The sequence below is a fragment of the Microbacterium sp. MYb45 genome, assembly GCF_002979655.1.
Classification (GTDB): Bacteria; Actinomycetota; Actinomycetes; order Actinomycetales; family Microbacteriaceae; genus Microbacterium.
This window is the reverse complement of record NZ_PCPG01000001.1, coordinates 1,116,664-1,136,320: the sequence shown is the minus strand read 5'-3', so window position 1 is coordinate 1,136,320 and position 19,657 is coordinate 1,116,664. Positions and strand designations below refer to the sequence as shown.

Genomic DNA, 19,657 nt, shown 5'->3' with positions numbered 1-19,657 from the left:
GCCTTCGGGCGGGTGTGGCGGCCCGTTTCGCTTTTCCGGGGTGCTGCTGCTTTTGCGTGACGGAACATTACGTCGGCATTCGTAACAATCGGTCCGCCCCGCCAGCATGGGGTCATGACTGCTCTGCTGCCCGCGTCGCGCACCGCTGACGCTTCGCCGTCGGCAGGAACTGCGCAGGCTGTCCGTCTCGACGGGATCGACCGTTCCTTCGCGCTGCCGCGCGGGAGGCGCGACGTGCTCCGCGGCATCGACCTCCACATCGTGGCCGGGGAGATCCTCGCGGTCGTCGGTCCCTCCGGGTGCGGCAAGTCCACCCTCCTCCGTCTCGTCGGCGGACTGGATGCTCCGACGAGCGGACGCATCCTCCTCGACGACATCGGTGTCGCCGACGTCGACGAGCGGACCGCCATCGCCTTCCAGGAGCCGCGACTGCTCCCATGGCGCACCATCGCCCAGAACATCGAGCTCGGCCTGCCGCGAGGAACCGCCCGCCGTGTCGGCCGTGAGCGAGTGCGCGAGCTGCTGCACCTCGTGGGGCTCGAGCACGCGGCCGACCAGCGCCCGCGCGAGGTCTCCGGCGGTATGGCCCAGCGCGCCTCCCTGGCCCGGGCGCTCGCCCGAAACCCCGGGGTGCTGCTGCTCGATGAGCCGTTCGGCGCGCTCGACGCCCTGACGCGTCTGCGCATGCACGATCTGCTCCTGAAGATCCATGCGGCCGAGCCCACCACGATCCTGCTGGTCACCCACGACGTCGAAGAGGCGCTCTACCTCGCCGACCGCGTGCTGCTGCTGCGCACGCTGGACAGCTCGGGCACGGGCGCCGACGACGACCAATCCATCGCCCGCACGATCTCCGTGCCGGGCGTCCGTCCCCGCGACCGCGCCGACCGTGGCCTCGCCGACCTGCGCGCCGACCTTCTCGAAGGACTCGGCGTCGACACCCACCACCGCATCACCGAGGAGTCCCGATGAGCACCACCACACGCCGAATCATCCCCGCGATCGCGATCGCCGGGACGATGATGCTCGTCGCGACCGGGTGCGTGGCCGGAGAGAATGCCAAGGCATCGGACACCGAGAGCACACCGGGCACGACCGAGTGGTCGGCGGACACCCTGTCGATCGACTTCGCCACCTACAACCCGCTGAGTCTGGTCGTCAAGGACCAGGGCATCCTCGAGGAGATCCTCGGCGATGACGTCGAGGTCGAGTGGGTGCAGTCCGCCGGCTCGAACAAGGCCAACGAACTGCTGCGCTCCGGCTCCGTCGATGTCGGCTCGACGGCAGGATCGGCCGCACTGCTCGCTCGGGCGAACGGCTCGCCCATCCAGGTCATCGACATCTACTCGCAGCCCGAGTGGTCTGCCATCGTCGTAGGCCCGGACAGCGACATCACCGGCCTCGAAGACCTCAAGGGTGCGTCCGTCGCCGCCACCAAGGGCACCGACCCCTACTTCTTCCTCCTGCAGGCACTCGAGGAGGGCGGCCTGTCGCTCTCCGACGTCGAGGTGCAGAACCTGCAGCACGCCGACGGCCGAGCCGCGCTCGACGGTGGCTCCGTGGACGCCTGGGCGGGACTCGACCCGATCATGGCCGCGGCCGAGGTGGAGTCGGGTGACCAGCTCATCTACCGCAATGTCGACTTCAACACGTACGGCTTCCTCAACGCCACCGAGGACTTCATCACGAACCATCCCGACCTCGCACAGGCTGTCGTCGACGCGTACGAGCAGGCGCGAGAGTGGGCGCTCGAGAACCCCGAGGAGACTGCCGCGCTGCTCGCCGAGGTCGCCGGCATCGACCCCGAAGTCGCCACCACTGTGATCGAGGAGCGCTCGAACCTCGACGTGAGCGGCGTCCCCGGTGACGACCAGATCGCGGTGCTCGAGAAGATCGCGCCCGTTCTCGTCGAGTCCGGTGACGTGCAGGGCGGCAAGGACTCCGTCGACAAGGCGCTCTCATCGATCGTGAACGACACGTTCGCGAAGAAGGCGGTCGACGGCGAGTGACCATTCCCGACCGACTGATCGTTCCCGAGGAGTCTCGGGACGCGCTCGACTTCGCGAAGGGCACGTCCCAGCCCCGGAGCGGGGCTACGCGGCGCTCGTGGGACCGGCCGGTCGTGCGGATCATCGCCGGTCTCCTGCTGCCCGTGATCATCCTGACGGCCTGGCAGGTGGTGACGACGAGCGGGATGGTGCCGCCGTACCGCCTGCCCACACCGGCGTCGGTGTTCCAGGCCGGTGTGGAGCTGGCCGAGACCGGACAGCTCTGGACGCACATCGCGATCTCGGTGCAGCGCGTGCTGCTCGGTTTCGCGATCGGATCCGTCATCGGCTTGGCCGCGGCCGGCATCGTCGGGCTCTCCCGGCTGGGAGAGGTGCTTCTCAGTCCGACACTCACCGCAGTCCGCGCCGTGCCGTCGCTGGCCTGGGTGCCGCTCCTCATCCTCTGGATGCAGATCGGCGAGGAGTCGAAGGTCACTCTGATCGCGATCGGTGCGTTCTTCCCGGTGTATACGACGGTCTCGTCGGCGCTCCGACACGTCGATCCGCAGCTCGTCGAAGCCGGGCGTTCGTTCAGCCTGCGCGGCTGGTCGCTGTTCCGCATCGTGCAGCTGCCGGCGGTGGTGCCGTCCGTCGTGTCCGGGCTGCGTCTGGCACTCGCGCAAGCGTGGCTGTTCCTCGTCGCCGCAGAACTCATCGCAGCGTCCATGGGCCTGGGCTTCCTGCTGACCGAGTCGCAGAGCAGCGGGCGCGTGGACCGCATCCTGCTCTCGATCGTGCTGCTCGCACTTCTGGGCACGCTCACCAACGGGATCCTCGTGCTGGTCGAGAAATACCTGCTCCGTCGGTGGGTGTGAGGGTGACCGAGGCTCGACTGCAGGAGTCGCGTGTGTACGCGCCCGGCGGCGGATTCAGCGACGCGAACGTCACCGCGGAGGCGTATGCGCGCGCCGCCGCGGATCCGATCGCGTTCTGGGAAGAGGCCGCGCGCCGCCTGGACTGGTCCGAGCCGTGGAACACCGCCCACGAATGGGATCCGCCGGTCGGCGATGCCGTTCCGGCGGCGCGCTGGTTCGTCGGCGGCAGACTCAACGTCGCGGTCAACTGCGTGGACCGTCACGTCGACGCCGGACGCGGCGACAAGGTGGCCCTGCATTTCGAGGGGGAGCCGGGCGACCGCCTCTCGGTCACTTACGCCGATCTGCAGCGCCGCGTGTCGCAGGCCGCCAACGCGCTCACAGCTCTCGGCATCCGTCCCGGGGACCGCGTCGTGATCTACCTCCCCGTGCTCGTCGAGACGATCGTGATCACTCTCGCCTGTGCGCGGATCGGCGCCGTGCATTCGCTCGTCTTCGGTGGCTTCTCGGCCGAAGCCGTGCGGTTCCGTCTCGACGACACCGGCGCGAAGCTGCTCGTCACGAGTGACGGTCAGTATCGCCGCGGCACCGCCACCGAGGTGAAGTCGACGGCCGATGTCGCCGCGACGGATCTTCCCGATCTCGAGCACGTCCTCGTCCTGCGCCGCACCGGTCAGGACGTCCCGTGGACGGACGGTCGCGACGTGTGGTGGCATGACGTCGTCGACACGGCGTCGCCGGAGCACGAAGCGGAATCCTTCGACGCCGAGCATCCGCTCTTCATCATCTACACGTCCGGTACGACGGGGAAGCCGAAGGGGCTGGTGCACACGTCCGGCGGGTACCTGACGCACGCGAGCTGGGCGCACTGGGCCCATTTCGACGCGAAGCCCGACGACGTGCACTGGTGTACCGCAGACCTCGCGTGGGTCACGGCGCACACCTACGAGATCTACGGTCCGCTGTCGAATGGACTCACGCAAGTCGTCTACGAGGGAACTCCCGACGCACCGCACCGGGAACGCCACCTCGAGATCATCGAGCGCTACGGGGTGACCGTCTACTACACGGCGCCCACTCTGATCCGCACGTTCATGACCTGGTTCGGTGCAGAGCTGCCACAGGGCCACGACCTCTCCACCCTGCGACTGCTCGGCACCGTCGGGGAGGCGATCAACCCGGAAGCCTGGGTGTGGTTCCGACGCAACTTCGGCCGCGACGAACTGCCCGTCATCGACACCTGGTGGCAATCCGAGACCGGCGCGGCGATGATCGCCCCGCTCCCGGGAGTCACCGCCCTCAAGCCGGGCTCTGCCTCGGTCCCGCTCCCGGGCATCGATGCGGCGGTGGTGGACGAGCGGGGCGACGAGGTCGCGCCCGGCCGCTCGGGCACCCTCGTCGTCCGCAGACCCTGGCCGGGAATGGCCAGGACCGTGTGGGGCGACCCCACTCGGTATCGCGACGCCTACTGGTCGACGTTCGCAGGTAGGGGTGACCACGGCGGGTTCTACGTGGCAGGTGACGGAGCGACCAGGGACGCCGACGGATACATCTGGATCCTCGGCCGACTCGACGACGTCGTGAACGTCTCGGGACACCGACTCTCCACGATCGAGATCGAATCGGCTCTGGTCGCACACGACACCGTGGGGGAGGCCGGGTCCGCCGGCGTGTCCGATCCGGTCACCGGACAGGCCGTCGTCGCCTTCGTCACCCCGTCCGGCCGGGCAGAGATCACCCCATCCGACCTGCGCACCCAGGTCGCACGATCCATCGGCCCCGTCGCCAAGCCGAAGCACATCGTGATCGTGCCCGACCTGCCGAAGACCCGCTCGGGCAAGATCATGCGCAGACTCCTGGCACAGTTGTGGGAGGCCGAGCAGGATCGCAGAGCCGGCCGCGACCCCGGCCCCCTCGGGGACACCACATCGCTGCAGAACCCCTGGGCCGTCGACGACATCGCCGACGTGCTCGCCGCCGCCGAACTGAGGACAGCATGACGGAAGAACACCGCTTCGGATTTCGCACCAGAGCCCTGCACGCCGGTGGCACGCCCGACGCGGCGACCGGTGCCCGAGCGGTGCCGATCTACCAGACGACCTCGTTCGTCTTCGAGGATGCGGCGGATGCGGGGAACCTGTTCGCCCTGCAGAAGTACGGCAACATCTACTCGCGGATCGGCAACCCCACGGTCGCCGCACTGGAGGAGCGCCTGGCATCGCTTGAAGGCGGCATCGGCGCCGTCGCGACCGCATCGGGCATGAGCGCCGAGTTCATCACGTTCGCGGCCCTCGTCGGGGCCGGCGACCACGTCGTCGCTGCGGCTCAGCTCTACGGCGGGACCGTGACGCAACTCGACGTGACGCTGCGACGGTTCGGCGTGGAGACGACGTTCGTCGCGTCCTCCGACCCTGCCGACTATGCGGCGGCCATCCGTCCGGAGACCAAGGTCGTCTACGTCGAGATGATCGGCAACCCGTCCGGGGAGATCGCCGACATCGAAGGACTGGCCGCCGTCGCCCACGAGGCCGGGGTTCCCCTCGTGGTGGACGCGACTCTCGCCACGCCCTACCTGGCACGGCCGCTCGAGCACGGCGCCGACATCGTGATCCACTCCGTGACGAAGTTCCTGGGCGGACACGGCACCACCCTCGGCGGCGTCGTCATCGAGAAGGGCACCTTCGACTGGGGCAATGGCAAGTTCCCGCAGATGACCGAGCCCGTGGACTCCTACGGCGGCATCAAATGGTGGGACAACTTCGGGGAGTACGGATTCCTCACCAAGCTTCGCTCGGAGCAACTGCGCGACATCGGCCCGGCACTCAGCCCGCAGTCGGCCTTCAATCTTCTCCAAGGCATCGAGACGCTTCCGCAGCGCATCGATGCTCACCTCGCGAATGCACGCATCGTCGCCGACTGGCTCGCCTCCGATCCGCGGGTCGCCTACGTGACGTGGGCGGGTCTCGAAGAGCATCCGCACCACGATCGGGCGGCGAAGTACCTGCCGCTCGGCCCCGGTTCGGTGTTCGCGTTCGGCGTCGCGGCGGAAGATGGCCGGAAAGCGGGGGAGACGCTGATCGAGAACCTGCAGCTCGCCTCGCATCTCGCCAACATCGGCGACGCTCGCACCCTCGTGATCCACCCGGCCTCGACGACGCATCGCCAACTCACCGAGGCGCAGCTCGTCGCCGCCGGCGTGCGCCCCGACCTGATCCGCATCTCGGTGGGTCTCGAAGACGCCGAAGACATCATCTGGGATCTCGACCAGGCCCTCACGACCGCGACAGGAGCGAACCGATGAGCGAGACGCAGACGGCCACCGCAGAGTCCTGCGCTGTTCCGGCGGTGTCGGACGGGGTGGCCTGTGCGCTGCCCGGTGCGCCCGCAGCTCATCCCGAGCGGAGCTGGGTCGGCCCGAGCCAACAGGAGCGCTTCGGACTGCTCCGGCGGGCCAAATCCATCGCGATCGTGGGGGCGTCGAACAACCCGGCGAGGGCGTCGTACTTCGTGACGACCTACCTCCTCTCCAGCACCGGCTACGACGTCTATCTCGTCAACCCGCGCGAGACCGAGATCCTCGGGCAGCCGGTCTACGCGTCGCTGAGCGACCTTCCCGTCGTCCCCGACATCGTGGATGTGTTCCGCCGGCACGACGACCTTCCGGGTGTCGCGCAGGAGGCAATCGAGGCGGGCGCGCAGACGCTCTGGCTGCAGCTCGGCTCATGGAATGAAGACGCTGCGGCGGTCGCCGAGGCGGCAGGGATGTCGGTGGTGATGGATCGTTGCATCAAGATCGAACACGCGCGATTCCACGGCGGTCTGCACCTCGCCGGGTTCGACACCGGCGTGATCAGCTCGCGGCGCCAGCTGCTCGCCCGCTGAGCATCAATCGGATCGAAACATAGACTGGCGACATGCCACTCATCGCGCTCACCGGCGGCATCGCCTCGGGGAAATCGACCATCGCCCGGCGACTGGCGGAGCACGGTGCGGTGATCGTCGACGCCGACCAGATCGTCCGCGACGTGCAGGCGCCGGGCTCGCCGGTGCTGGAGCGAATAGCGGAGACGTTCGGAGCATCGATGATCGACGGCGAGGGCGCGCTCGACCGCGCAGCCCTGGGTGCGAAGGTCTTCGGAGACCCCGAGCTGCTCGCTCAGCTGAACGCGATCGTGCACCCCGCCGTTCGGGAGGAGTCGCAGCGCCGATTCGATGCGGCGTTCACTACTGATGCGGATGCCGTGGTCGTCTACGACGTCCCCCTGCTGGTGGAGGCCAGAGTCGACGATCCGTGGGACCTGATCGTGGTCGCGCACGCCCCCGCGGCGGTGCGGCTCCAGCGGCTGACCGAGCTGCGGAGCATGGAAGAGAAAGCGGCGCAGGAGAGGGTGGACGCTCAGGTCTCCGACGAGAGGCGGCTCGCCATCGCGGATGTCGTGATCGACACGGCAGGAACCCTGGAGCGCACGTACGAGCAGACCGACGCGCTCTGGGGGCGGCTCCGGCAGCAGTGATCTTACCCGGGCACGTGAAGACGGCGACCATCGTCGCCTGACGGCCTCGATGTCGGAGGGGCGGCATACGCTGGAGGTATGCAACCCACGCGCAGTGTCCGCCCCTTCGAGGTCATCAGCGAGTACGCGCCCGCCGGCGACCAGCCGGCGGCGATCGCCGATCTGGCGGCGCGGATCAATGCGGGCGAGACCGACGTCGTGCTGCTCGGCGCGACGGGCACCGGAAAGTCGGCGACCACGGCCTGGCTCGTCGAGCAGGTGCAGCGACCGACGCTCGTGCTCGCGCACAACAAGACGCTCGCGGCCCAATTGGCCAACGAATTCCGCGAGCTCATGCCGAACAACGCCGTCGAGTACTTCGTCTCGTACTACGACTACTACCAGCCTGAGGCCTACGTTCCACAGACAGACACCTTCATCGAGAAGGACTCGTCGATCAACTCCGAGGTCGAGCGGCTGCGGCATTCGACGACGAACTCGCTGCTGAGCCGTCGCGACGTGATCGTGGTCTCGACCGTCTCCTGCATCTACGGACTCGGCGCTCCCGAAGAGTATCTGCGCGCCATGGTGGCCCTGCAGGTGGGGGAGCGATACGACCGCGACGCGCTGATCCGCCAGTTCATCGCGATGCAGTACAACCGCAACGACGTCGACTTCTCACGGGGCAACTTCCGGGTACGCGGCGACACGATCGAGATCATCCCCGTCTACGAAGAGCACGCCATCCGTATCGAGCTGTTCGGCGACGAGATCGAGGCCCTGTACTCGCTCCACCCGCTCACGGGCGAGGTGATCGAGAAACTTGACGCCGTCCCGATCTTCCCTGCGTCTCACTACGTTGCCGGCACCGATGTGATCCAGCGTTCCATCGGCACCATCGAGCACGAGCTGGAAGAGCGCCTGGCCGAGTTCGAGCGGCAGGGCAAGCTCCTCGAGGCGCAGCGTCTGCGCATGCGCACCACGTTCGATCTCGAGATGCTGCAGCAGTTGGGCTTCTGCTCGGGGATCGAGAACTACTCGCGTCACATGGACGGGCGCATGCCGGGGGAGCCGCCGCACACGCTGCTCGACTTCTTCCCCGACGACTTCCTGCTGGTCATCGACGAGTCGCACGTCACCGTGCCCCAGATCGGCGCGATGTACGAGGGAGACGCGTCCCGCAAGCGCACCCTCGTCGATCACGGTTTCCGGCTGCCGAGCGCGATGGACAACCGTCCGCTGCGATGGGACGAGTTCAAGAACCGGATCGGACAGACCGTCTATCTGTCGGCCACGCCCGGCAAATACGAGATGGGGATCGCCGACGGCATCGTCGAGCAGATCATCCGTCCCACCGGTCTGGTCGACCCGCACATCGTCGTCAAACCGTCGAAGGGGCAGATCGACGACCTGCTGGAGGAGATCCGCGTCCGCGTCGAGCGGGACGAGCGGGTTCTCGTCACGACCCTCACGAAGAAGATGGCCGAAGAGCTGACCGACTTCCTCGGGGAGCACGGTGTGCGCGTGCGCTACCTGCACTCCGATGTCGACACGCTGCGTCGTGTCGAACTCCTCAGTGAGCTGCGTGCCGGCGTGTACGACGTGCTGGTCGGCATCAACCTGCTGCGTGAAGGTCTCGATCTTCCGGAGGTCTCGCTCGTGGCGATCCTGGATGCCGACAAGGAGGGCTTCCTGCGGTCGGGGACCTCACTCATCCAGACCATCGGTCGCGCCGCCCGAAACGTCTCGGGCGAAGTGCACATGTACGCCGACAAGATGACCGACTCGATGGCGAAGGCGATCGAGGAGACGGATCGTCGCCGCGAGAAGCAGGTCGCGTACAACAAGGAGCACGGCATCGACCCGCAGCCCCTCCGCAAACGCATCGCGGACATCACCGAGGTGCTCGCCCGCGAAGGCGCAGACACGGCGGAGATGATGTCGGGCCGTGGTCGCGCATCGGGCAAGGGCAAGTCGCCGACGCCCAACCTGCGTCGCACGGGCATCGCGGCCGAGGGAGCGCAACAGCTCGAAGCCACGATCCAGGATCTATCCGACCAGATGCTTGCGGCAGCCGCGGAGTTGAAATTCGAGCTCGCCGGACGCCTGCGCGACGAGGTGCAAGACCTCAAGAAGGAGCTGCGGGCGATGGAACGCGCGGGGCACGCGTAAGGCGCGACTCGGACCATGGATGCTGCGGGGAACGAGCTGGCCGATCGGATCCGGGCGCTGCTGAGCGCCGACGTCGGAATCGAGGAGCGGCGGATGTTCGGAACCCGGGCTTTCCTCGACGACGGGCGCATCCTTCTCGGAGCGCGGCCGGGCGGCGTGCTTCTGGTGCGTGTCGACGACGAGAACGGAGCGGCGCTCGTGACGCGCACGGGTGTCGCCCGGGCGGTGATGGGCTCGCGCACGATGGGATCCGGATGGCTCGACGTCTCGCCCGAGGTCATCGAGGACGACGGCGGTCTGATGTTCTGGCTCGACGTCGCGCGCGAGTCCTCCGGCTCGGCGACCGATGGATCCAACCAGGACTGACCCTACGGGCAGTGCATCAGAGGCTTGGGACCCGAGCGGTCGATCTCGTGCTGCGTCATCGGGGCGCCGCACAGCGGGCACGCGCGTTCGGCGCGTTCTGCGGCGCTCGGTGGGGGAGTCTTCTCATACGGGCCGACGGAGGCAGGACCGGCGAGCCGGATGAGATTGGTGTTCACCCAGGAATAGAGGCCACCTGCTTCGCGAATGCGGGTGCGAAGGGGTGGGCGGTCCGGGTCCTGTGCCATGTTGCTTAGTGTACTAATGATTAGTGCAGATGTATAGTCGAGGTTGTGACGGCTACAGACGACCTGCTCAAGCTGGAGAACCAGCTGTGCTTCGCCCTGGTGACCGCGGCGCGCAACGTCGTCGCCCTCTACCGCCCGATCCTCGAGCCTCTGGGTCTCACGCACCCGCAGTACCTCGTGATGCTCGCCCTGTGGGAGCGGGCGCCGCGGACGCTGAACGATCTCGCTCTGGATCTCGCTCTGGAACCCGCGACGGCATCGCCCCTGGTCAAGCGGCTCGAAGCAGAAGGCTTCGTGGCCCGACAGCGAAGCAGTGAGGACGAGCGGCGTCTGGAGATCACCCTGACCGCGGCGGGCGCGGCGCTGCGCGAACGGGCTGTAGACGTTCCGCACCGGGTCATGGCGGCGGTCGGCATGGGTATCGATGAGGTCGCCGCACTCCGCGACGGCCTCGGTCCGTTCGCCGGGCGGCGTCCCGATCTCGGCTGAGTCCGACCGACTCCGCCGAGCGCGGCTCGCGTCCCGACGACGGATTCCTCGGGAGTCGCGTCCTAGGGTGGAGTCATGTCGCGCCACGAAGCCCCGGTTTCCGGGGACCGGCGCGTCGGCGGCTCGCGCGTGCTCCGGGTTCTGCTGCCTCTCGTCGCAGTCGCGGGTTTCTTCGCCGTCGTCATGTTCGTAGCAGCGCAGCAGGGCCTTCCGCAGTTCCGCCCGCTGCCGGGCGGTGGAACGGAACTCGTCGACGTCGGGACCTCCGAGCCGGCGCCCGCCGAGATGACGCCCGGGCCGATGGAACAGACCGAGGAATCGCCACTGTTCAAGGTGATCCTGGCGGTCCTCGTCGCGATCGCGGTGCTGACGCTGCTGTTCTTCGGCGCGCGCATGCTGGTCCGCTACCTGCGCGGACTCTGGCGAGATCGACCGCTCGAGAGGCGCGAGGCGGCCGCCGTCGACGCGATGAGCGTGGTCATCGCCGGGACGGATGCCGAGCCCGACGCCGCGATCATCCGAAGAGGGATCGACGAAGCGCTGCGGACGATCGATGTCGACCCGGCGCCGGGTGACAGCATCGTCGCCGCGTGGGTCGGTCTGGAGGAATCGGCGACGGATGCCGGTGCCGGTCGGGCCCCGCACGAGACGCCGTCCGAGTTCACGGTCCGGATCATCGGACGCCGCGCGGGAATCGCGGCTGACGTCGTCGCGCTGCTCGGACTGTACGAACAGGTCCGTTTCGGCGGTCTCGTCGCGGAGGAACGCGACCGCGCCACGGCAGCAGCGTGTCTACGTGGCATCCAGGCGGGGTGGCGATGAAGGGACGGCTGATTCTCCTGGGAGTCGGGGCGGCTGTCGCGGCCGTGGTCCTCGTGCTGCTCGGCGCACTCGGCGTGCCGACGCTGTTCGCCGCGTCCTGGCTGCTGATCGTGCTGACGATCGCGCTCGTGAGCCGTCAGGTCTTCTTCGACGAAGCCTCCCTCTGGCCCCCGGAGCGACGCCGACGTGCGGAGCGCGGCTCCGAGGTGTCTCGGCTCGCCTGGTCGATCAACTCGCGCACCGGTGTCGCCGGGCACGTGGTCGTCCGTCGGGTGCAGAACGTGCTGCGGCGACGACTGGCCCACCGGGGGCTCGACCTCGACGACCCCGCTCAACACGCGGCGATCGACGCGCTCCTCGGGCCGGGAGTACGTGACTCTCTGCACAATCGCGAGGTTCAGGCTGCCGATCTCGAGCGGGTCCTCGACGCGGTCGAGCGCATCACCACCGAGGTCCCCGCGAACTCAGACCCCCAGACCGCCGCGAAAGTCGGCACAGAGGAGAACCGATGAACACGGAAGACGTCACACAGATCGCCGCCCTCGGGCGTCGAGTGCGGGAGAGCGTCGGCGCAGTCGTCGTCGGCATGGACGAGCCGGTCACGATCGCCCTGGCCGCGATCTTCGCCGGTGGTCACGTGCTGTTCGAAGACGTCCCGGGACTCGGCAAGACACTCGCAGCGCGGAGCCTGGCCTCTGCGCTGGGCCTGGACTTCCGGCGATTGCAGTGCACTCCCGACATGCTCCCCGGTGACGTCACAGGGTCGTACGTGTACGCGCCGGCGACGGGCGAGTTCCCGTTCCGGCCGGGGCCCATCTTCACCGGACTGCTGCTGGCGGACGAGATCAACCGCACCACCCCCAAGACGCAGTCGGCGATGCTCGAGGCGATGGCCGAGCGTCAGGTCACCGTCGAGGGCAACAGCTTCCCACTGCCCCGGCCGTTCCACGTCATCGCCACATCGAATCCGATCGAGTACGAGGGGACCTACGCGCTTCCCGAGGCCCAGCTCGACCGCTTCATGGTGCGACTCTCGGTCGGATATCCGGACGCGGACGACGAGACTCGCATCATCCTGGACCGGGTGCGACGACAGTCGCCCGACGTGTCCGTCGAACCGGTCGTCGACGGCGACGGCTTGCTGGCGATCCAGCGAGCGGTCGAACGGATCCACGTCGACGCGGATGTCGCCCGCTACTGCGTCGAGCTGGTCCGCGCCACACGCGAGGCGGTGAACGTCTCGGTGGGCGCCTCTCCACGCGGCTCGCAGTCCCTGGTGCTGCTCGGACGCGCTCTCGCGGCACTGGACGGACGTGCGTATGTGCGACCGGACGACATCAAGCGCATCGCGGAGCCCGTGCTCGCGCACCGCCTCACCCTCACCCCGCAGGCCTGGGCGCAGGGCGTGGATCCCCGAGCGGTCGTCGCGGCGGTCGTCGCGAAGACGTCGGTGCCGCCGACCGTCTCCGCGGTGCGATGACCGATCCGATCCGCGTCTCCGAGCGCACGACTCTCCGCTGGCGGCGGACCCCCGTCGTCGCGATCGGTGTGGCCGGGGCGGCGCTGCTCGTCGCGGCGGGGCTCGCCTTCTCGCGGCCGGACATCATCGGCATCGGCCTGCCTCTCGCGCTGACGACGGCCTGGATGCTGGTGCGCCGGCCTGCGACGGCCGATCTGCGGGTCGAACTGCGCGCGCAGGCCGGCGTGGGCGGTGAGCAGGCGGAGGCGCGGGGCGACGTCGACATCCACGTCGATGCGGATTGGGTGCAGCTCTCTGTCACACAGGATAAAGGACCGCAGCGACTCGCAGACGTCGGCGTCGGTCGCTCCGTGCTCACCACGAGGACACGCCTTCAGCATTCCGGCCCCTTGGATCTGTTGAGCGTGACGGCGCGGTGCGTGGCGCAGGACGGCGCCTGGATCACGGAGGAGGCTCCGGCCGCCGGTATCCGGTGGAACACGCCGCCGCGCGCACTTCGCCTCGCTGGACTCCCCGTGGCACCGCGACTCACCGGGCTTCATGGCGCTCATGAGGGCGGACGCCCGGGGCAGGGTGGCGACTTCCGCGACATCCATCCGTTCGCGCCGGGCGACGAGCTGCGCCGCGTCGACTGGCGGGCCACTGCCCGGGCTGCCCAGCGGCCCGGCGAGCTCCTCGTGCGACGGAACAACACCCTGAGCGATTCGTCGGTCGTCATCGCGGTGGACACGGCAGAGGATCTCGGTGTCGTGGTCGCGGGCTGGGGCGCCGCCGACCCCGACCGGTCCGGCGTGACCTCGCTGGACCTCGCCCGAGAAGCGGCTTTGTCGATCGCGACCACGGCCGTCGGCGCGGGCGACAGGATCGCCTACCACGCGCTGTCGAGCGGCGGGCGGAGCATCCCTTCGGGCGGAGGAGCACGACACCTCGCCCGGGTGCGCGATGTCATCGCCGCGACCGGTCCGAGTACCGACGGCTCGCCCTATCGCCGATCACCCGTCGTCCCCTCCGGCTCCATCGTGTTCGTGCTCTCGACCTTCTTCGACGGGGTGGCTGCCCAGCTGGCGACCCGATGGCGAGCGTCCGGCCACGCCGTCGTCGCGGTGGACGTCCTTCCGACGCCGGACGCGTCACGCCTCACTCGGGAGCAGCACATCGCGTTGCGCACCGTCCTCGCGGAGCGCACCGACATCCTGACCGAGCTGCGCCATGCGGGCATCGAGGTGGTGTCGTGGGCGGCGCCCGACGTCGATGCCGCCATGCGATTGGCGGACCTGCGCCAGCAGCGGATGAGGGCGGTGCGACGATGAGTCGCGCGATCCGGCAGATTCGGGTGCCGGGTGCCGTACCCGGGGTCACGGTCCGGTTGCTGCTGGTCGGCGTGGTCGCGGTCGGGGCGGTGACGCTGGTCCCGTTCCCGCTCTGGCAGGCGATCGCCGTGGTCGCGGTCGTCGTCGCCGTCGTCATCCCGCGCACACTCGCGGCGTGGGCGGCTGCGGCATGCCTCCCGTTCGGGGTGATCCTCACGGAGCCGTCCCCGGGGCGGACGGCTCTTGCGCTCCTACTCGTGCACGCGATCCACGTCCTCGCCGCGCTGAGCCTGGTCGTGCCGCTGAGGTCGCGCCTCGCGGTGCGGGTGCTCCGGCCGACCTTCCTGCGTTTCGGCATCGTGCAGCTCCTGTCGCAGCCGCTGGTGTTCGCGATGTGGCTGCTCGCTCCGAGCGGTGTCGACCGTGGAACGGAGTGGCTCGCGCCGGTCGCGGCCGCGGCCCTGGTCATGGGCGTGCTCCTCGCTCTGCGGGCGGCGAAGCGGTCGGACGGCGATCCGGCGCACGCGGCCTCGGGCGGGGGAGAGGCCGGAGTGGATGCCGGAGTCGGAGCCGATGTCCGTGGTCCCTCGTAGACTTGTTCGGTGCCCATCGTCCCCGTTGCTTCCCCAGGAAAACTCAGTGTCCGCGGTGCCCGCGTCCACAATCTCAAGAACGTCGACATCGACATCCCCCGCGACTCGCTGGTCGTGTTCACCGGCCTGTCAGGGTCGGGCAAGTCGAGTCTCGCGTTCGACACGATCTTCGCCGAGGGGCAGCGTCGCTACGTCGAATCGCTGAGCGCGTACGCGCGCCAGTTCCTCGGGCAGGTCGACCGCCCCGACGTCGATTTCATCGAGGGCCTCAGCCCGGCCGTCTCGATCGACCAGAAGTCGACCAACCGCAACCCGCGGTCCACCGTCGGCACGATCACCGAGATCTACGACTACATGCGCCTGCTCTGGGCGCGCATCGGTATCCCGCACTGTCCCGAATGCGGTGAACGCATCCAGCGTCAGACCGTGCAGCAGATCGCCGATCAGCTCATGGAACTTCCGGAGCGCACCCGCTACCAGGTCGTCGCACCGATCGTCTCCCAGAAGAAGGGCGAGTTCGTCGACCTGTTCCGCGAACTGGGTGCGAAGGGCTACTCGCGTGCCATCGTCGACGGAGATCTCGTCCAACTCGCCGAGCCGCCGACGCTCAAGAAGAGCTACAAGCACGACATCGCGGTGGTCGTCGACCGCCTCGTGGCGTCTGATGACATCCTCGGCCGCGTGACCGATTCGGTCGAGACCGCGCTCGGTCTCGCCGGCGGAGTGGTGCAGATCAACTACGTCGACGGCGAGGGCGACGACGCATGGCAGACGTTCTCCGAGAAGCTGGCCTGCCCGAACGGGCACGCGCTCACGCTCACCGAGATCGAGCCCCGCACGTTCTCGTTCAACGCGCCGTTCGGTGCGTGCCCGGCTTGCTCCGGGCTCGGCACCCGCATGTCGGTCGACGTCGACCTGATGCTGGGCGACGAAGATCTCTCGATCCGCGAGGGCGTCATCATCCCCTGGACCACTCAGGGCAAGGGCCTCTTCCAGTACTACGAGCGCCTGCTCGAGGGACTCTCCCGCGATCTTGACTTCTCGCTGGACACCCCGTGGCGCAAGCTGCACTCCGATGTGCAGAACGCGATCCTGCGCGGCGAGAACTACAAGGTGACCGTCAAGTGGAAGAACCGCTACGGACGCGAGATGCGCTACGCCTCCGGCTTCGAGGGCGTGGTCCCCTACATCGAGCGGCAGTATCTGCAGGCGGAGTCCGACAACCAGCGCAGCCGGTGGGGCGAGTACCTCCGCGAAGTGCCGTGCCCGGTCTGCGACGGCAATCGTCTGAAGCCCGAGGTGCTGGCCGTGCAGGTGCACGGACACTCCATCGCCGAAGTCTCGCACCTCAGCCTCGCCGACGCCCGCGCGTTCATGGAGACGCTCACGCTCACCGACCGTGAGGCCAAGATCGCCGCTCAGGTGCTGCGCGAGATCCGCCTGCGCCTCGACTTCCTGCTCCAGGTCGGACTCTCCTACCTCAACCTCAGCCGCTCGGCCGGATCCCTGTCCGGTGGAGAGGCGCAGCGCATCCGCCTGGCCACGCAGATCGGCTCCGGCCTCACCGGTGTCCTCTACGTGCTCGACGAGCCGTCGATCGGACTCCACCAGCGTGACAACCGGCGCCTCATCGACACGCTGCTGAAGCTGCGCGACCTCGGCAACACCCTCATCGTCGTCGAGCACGACGAGGAGACGATCGAAGCGGCCGACTGGGTGGTCGACATCGGCCCCGGCGCCGGCGTCAACGGTGGCGAGGTCGTGCATTCGGGTCCGTATTCGGCTCTGCTCGACGACAGCGACTCGATGACGGGGGAGTACCTCTCGGGTCGCCGTGAGATCCCCATGCCGACGAAGCGCCGAAAGATCGACAAGAAGCGGATGCTGAGCGTCGTCGGCGCTCGGGCCAACAACCTCCGCAACGTCACGGCCGACTTCCCGCTGGGTGTGCTCACCGCCGTCACCGGTGTCAGCGGCTCCGGCAAGTCCTCGCTCGTGAACGACATCCTGTACCAGGTGCTCGCGTCGCGGCTGAACGGGGCTCGCACGGTCCCCGGCAAGCACACGCGTGTGACCGGACTCGACAACCTCGACAAGGTCGTCCACGTCGACCAGGCGCCGATCGGCCGCACCCCGCGGTCGAACCCCGCCACGTACACGGGCGTGTTCGATCGCATCCGCACACTCTTCAGCGAGACACCGGAGGCGAAGGTCCGCGGCTATCAGCCCGGTCGCTTCAGCTTCAACGTCAAGGGTGGCCGCTGCGAGGCATGCTCCGGCGACGGCACGATCAAGATCGAGATGAACTTCCTGCCCGATGTGTACGTCGACTGCGAGGTCTGCCACGGTAAGCGGTACAACCGCGACACGCTGGCCGTGCACTACAAGGGCAAGAACATCGCCGAGGTGCTCGAGATGCCGATCGAGGAGGCCGCGGAGTTCTTCGAGCCGATCCAGGCGATCCACCGTTACATGAAGACGCTCGTCGACGTCGGGCTCGGCTACGTCCGACTCGGACAGTCGGCGACGACGCTCTCCGGCGGTGAAGCGCAGCGCGTCAAGCTCGCCACCGAGCTTCAGCGTCGTAGCAACGGACGCAGCATCTACGTGCTGGACGAGCCGACGACAGGTCTGCACTTCGAAGACGTCCGCAAGCTCCTCGAGGTGCTGAACGGACTGGTCGACAAGGGGAACACCGTGATCGTCATCGAGCACAACCTCGATGTGATCAAGTCGGCCGACTGGGTGATCGATCTCGGCCCCGAGGGCGGTTCCGGCGGCGGCCAGATCGTCGCCACCGGCACCCCGGAGCAGATCGCACGCGTCGAGGCGAGCCACACCGGGCTGTTCCTCGGCGAGATCCTGGGTGAGGGGCGCGCCGCGCGGAAGGCCAGCTGATGGCCGACGTGCTGCCGTACAAGCCGCGGCCGGGGGAGATCCCGACCGATCCCGGCGTGTACCGCTTCCGTGATGCGTCCGGGCGGGTGCTTTATGTCGGCAAGGCGAAGAACCTGCGTCAGCGCCTGTCGAACTACTTCGCCCCGCTGCGTACGCTCCACGAGCGCACCCGGCGCATGGTCACGACAGCGGCATCCGTCGAATGGACGGTCGTGTCGACGGACGTCGACTCGCTGCAGCTGGAGTACATGTGGATCAAGGAGTTCGATCCGCCGTTCAACGTGCGCTACAAAGACGACAAGTCGTATCCCTTCATGGCGGTGACGCTCGCCGACGAAGCGCCCAGGGTGATCGTCACACGCAATCGCAAGATCCCCGGTGCGCGGTACTTCGGCCCGTTCCCGAAGGTGTGGGCGGTGCACGAGACCATCGATCTGATGATCAAGGCGTTCCCGATCCGCACCTGCAGCGATTCCAGCTACAAGCGCGCGATGCAGACCGGCAGGCCCTGTTTCCCCGGGCAGATCGGCAAGTGCGGCGGCCCCTGCTCTATGACGGTGAGCATCGAGGAGCACCGGGCCATGGTCGATGACTTCGTGGCGTTCATGGCCGGCGGTGATGAGCGCTTCACCCGGGAGCTCACCAAGCGGATGCTGGCTGCCTCGGCGGCGATGGACTACGAGGCGGCGGCGAAGTACCGGGACAAGCTCTCGGCGATCGAAGCAGTTCTGGGCAAGAGCGCGCTCGTGCTCCCGGCCGACGAGGACGCCGATCTCTTCGGCATCGCCGAGGATGAGCTGGCGGCAGCTGTGCAGCATTTCGTGATCCGCGGCGGCAGGGTACGCGGTGTGCGTGCGCTGACCATCGAGAAAGAGATCGACATCTCGAGTGGTGATCTCGTCGAACAGGTGCTGCAGCAGGCATACGGCGAGGCGCAGGACGTCCCTCGCCGAATCCTCGTCCCGACCCTTCCGGACGACGCTGCCGAGCTCGAAGTCTGGCTGCGCGAACGTCGCGGCAAGAAAGTCGAGATCGCGGTCGCGCAGCGCGGGCAGCGGGCAGACCTCATGCGCACCGCGACGTTGAACGCGCAGCAGGCGTTGATCCGCTACAAGACCCGGCGCACGAGCGACTACGTCGCCCGCACGCAGGCGCTCACCGACCTGCAGGAGGCTCTCGGGATGTCCGAGGCCCCGCTGCGCATCGAGTGCTTCGACATCTCGCACCTCGGCGGAACGAACGTCGTGGCATCGATGGTCGTGTTCGAGGACGGTCTTCCCCGCAAGGACCAGTACCGCTCCTTCAACATCGCCGAGACGACGGATGACACTGACTCGATGTACCAGGTGCTTCGTCGTCGGCTCGCCTACCTCGATCGTCCCGAGGAACCGGAGGTCATCGATCCGACGACCGAGGCAGTCGTCGGAGAAGACGTGGGAGAGGCGACCGCGCGGCGAAAGCCGCGATTCGCCTACCCGCCGCAGCTCCTGCTCGTCGATGGTGGGCAACCGCAGGTGGAAGCAGCGGCCCGGGCCCTCCGTGACGCCGGGCACACTGAGATCGCGGTCTGCGGAATCGCGAAGCGTTTGGAGGAAGTGTGGCTCCCGGGTGACGATTTCCCGGTGATCCTGCCGCGTACCAGCGAGGCGCTCTATCTGCTGCAGCGTCTTCGTGACGAGGCGCACCGCTTCGCGATCACGCACCAGCGCAAGCGACGGCGCAACGACATCTCCTCCGTGCTCGCCGAGGTGCCGGGGCTCGGGGCATCCCGCATCAAGGTGCTGCTCAAGCACTTCGGCTCGGTGACGGCGCTGCGCGCAGCCGAACCGGGACAGATCGAAGAAGTGCAGGGAATCGGGCCCGTGCTCGCCCAGAACATCCATTCGCACCTGTCCACTCGCTAGGCTGGAGGCCGAGGGGGAGAGG

The 19,657-nt window shown here is 68.1% G+C and carries 18 protein-coding genes; 17 read left to right on the top strand and 1 reads right to left on the bottom strand.

The features are described from left to right. Window positions 1-114: 114 nt before the first annotated feature. From CQ034_RS05445 to CQ034_RS05405, 9 genes are all read left to right on the top strand, one after another. The gene (locus CQ034_RS05445) at window positions 115-972 is read left to right on the top strand and encodes an ABC transporter ATP-binding protein (RefSeq protein ID WP_105710169.1); all 858 of its coding nucleotides are present in this window, start codon (window positions 115-117) and stop codon (window positions 970-972) included. After that, window positions 969-2,009 carry an aliphatic sulfonate ABC transporter substrate-binding protein gene (locus CQ034_RS05440; RefSeq protein ID WP_105710168.1) on the top strand — a complete coding sequence of 347 codons (1,041 nt, stop codon included), beginning with the start codon at window positions 969-971 and terminating at the stop codon, window positions 2,007-2,009. Before CQ034_RS05445 ends, CQ034_RS05440 begins: the two co-directional genes overlap by 4 nt. After that, complete coding sequence (locus tag CQ034_RS05435; RefSeq protein WP_258134072.1) at window positions 2,006-2,863, top strand: ABC transporter permease; 858 nt, start codon at window positions 2,006-2,008, stop codon at window positions 2,861-2,863. Before CQ034_RS05440 ends, CQ034_RS05435 begins: the two co-directional genes overlap by 4 nt. Continuing rightward, window positions 2,860-4,863 (top strand): acetate--CoA ligase, encoded by a 2,004-nt coding sequence (gene acs, locus CQ034_RS05430; RefSeq protein WP_374956810.1) that lies wholly within the window; start codon window positions 2,860-2,862, stop codon window positions 4,861-4,863. The genes CQ034_RS05435 and acs overlap by 4 nt, the downstream gene beginning before the upstream one ends. Further along, the gene (locus CQ034_RS05425) at window positions 4,860-6,164 is read left to right on the top strand and encodes an O-acetylhomoserine aminocarboxypropyltransferase/cysteine synthase family protein (RefSeq protein WP_105710166.1); all 1,305 of its coding nucleotides are present in this window, start codon (window positions 4,860-4,862) and stop codon (window positions 6,162-6,164) included. Before acs ends, CQ034_RS05425 begins: the two co-directional genes overlap by 4 nt. Beyond that, window positions 6,161-6,745 (top strand): CoA-binding protein, encoded by a 585-nt coding sequence (locus CQ034_RS05420; RefSeq protein WP_258134069.1) that lies wholly within the window; start codon window positions 6,161-6,163, stop codon window positions 6,743-6,745. Before CQ034_RS05425 ends, CQ034_RS05420 begins: the two co-directional genes overlap by 4 nt. A 32-nt stretch (window positions 6,746-6,777) precedes the next feature. Next, the gene (gene coaE, locus CQ034_RS05415; RefSeq protein WP_105710165.1) at window positions 6,778-7,377 is read left to right on the top strand and encodes a dephospho-CoA kinase; all 600 of its coding nucleotides are present in this window, start codon (window positions 6,778-6,780) and stop codon (window positions 7,375-7,377) included. A 78-nt stretch (window positions 7,378-7,455) separates the two neighbouring features. After that, a complete protein-coding gene (gene uvrB / locus CQ034_RS05410) occupies window positions 7,456-9,528 on the top strand; it encodes an excinuclease ABC subunit UvrB (protein WP_029261607.1) in 2,073 nt (690 codons plus the stop codon). 15 nt (window positions 9,529-9,543) lie between these two features. Further along, on the top strand, window positions 9,544-9,894 hold the full coding sequence (locus CQ034_RS05405) for a TfoX/Sxy family protein (RefSeq protein ID WP_029261608.1): 351 nt from the start codon (window positions 9,544-9,546) through the stop codon (window positions 9,892-9,894). A 2-nt stretch (window positions 9,895-9,896) separates the two neighbouring features. Here the strand turns inward: CQ034_RS05405 and CQ034_RS19730 are convergent, their stop codons facing one another. After that, a complete protein-coding gene (locus CQ034_RS19730) occupies window positions 9,897-10,139 on the bottom strand; it encodes a hypothetical protein (protein ID WP_081859978.1) in 243 nt (80 codons plus the stop codon). Window positions 10,140-10,184: 45 nt separating this feature from the next. On the opposite strand from CQ034_RS19730, the gene CQ034_RS05395 reads away from it, so the two are divergent. From CQ034_RS05395 to uvrC, 8 genes are all read left to right on the top strand, one after another. After that, window positions 10,185-10,628 (top strand): MarR family winged helix-turn-helix transcriptional regulator, encoded by a 444-nt coding sequence (locus CQ034_RS05395; RefSeq protein ID WP_105710164.1) that lies wholly within the window; start codon window positions 10,185-10,187, stop codon window positions 10,626-10,628. Window positions 10,629-10,703: 75 nt separating this feature from the next. Further along, window positions 10,704-11,450 carry a DUF4129 domain-containing protein gene (locus CQ034_RS05390; protein WP_029261610.1) on the top strand — a complete coding sequence of 249 codons (747 nt, stop codon included), beginning with the start codon at window positions 10,704-10,706 and terminating at the stop codon, window positions 11,448-11,450. Further along, window positions 11,447-11,962 (top strand): hypothetical protein, encoded by a 516-nt coding sequence (locus tag CQ034_RS05385; RefSeq protein ID WP_258134067.1) that lies wholly within the window; start codon window positions 11,447-11,449, stop codon window positions 11,960-11,962. Before CQ034_RS05390 ends, CQ034_RS05385 begins: the two co-directional genes overlap by 4 nt. After that, window positions 11,959-12,930, top strand: a complete 972-nt coding sequence (locus CQ034_RS05380; RefSeq protein WP_029261612.1) for a MoxR family ATPase — start codon at window positions 11,959-11,961, stop codon at window positions 12,928-12,930. Before CQ034_RS05385 ends, CQ034_RS05380 begins: the two co-directional genes overlap by 4 nt. Further along, window positions 12,927-14,240: a DUF58 domain-containing protein gene (locus tag CQ034_RS05375; RefSeq protein WP_105710162.1), complete on the top strand. Its 1,314-nt coding sequence runs from the start codon at window positions 12,927-12,929 to the stop codon at window positions 14,238-14,240. Before CQ034_RS05380 ends, CQ034_RS05375 begins: the two co-directional genes overlap by 4 nt. Next, entirely contained in the window at window positions 14,237-14,833 is a 597-nt protein-coding gene (locus tag CQ034_RS05370; RefSeq protein ID WP_105710161.1) for a hypothetical protein, read from the top strand. The genes CQ034_RS05375 and CQ034_RS05370 overlap by 4 nt, the downstream gene beginning before the upstream one ends. Before the next feature lie 9 nt (window positions 14,834-14,842). Further along, window positions 14,843-17,731 carry an excinuclease ABC subunit UvrA gene (uvrA, locus tag CQ034_RS05365; protein WP_029261615.1) on the top strand — a complete coding sequence of 963 codons (2,889 nt, stop codon included), beginning with the start codon at window positions 14,843-14,845 and terminating at the stop codon, window positions 17,729-17,731. Next, complete coding sequence (gene uvrC / locus CQ034_RS05360) at window positions 17,731-19,635, top strand: excinuclease ABC subunit UvrC (protein ID WP_029261616.1); 1,905 nt, start codon at window positions 17,731-17,733, stop codon at window positions 19,633-19,635. The genes uvrA and uvrC overlap by 1 nt, the downstream gene beginning before the upstream one ends. Window positions 19,636-19,657: the final 22 nt, after the last annotated feature.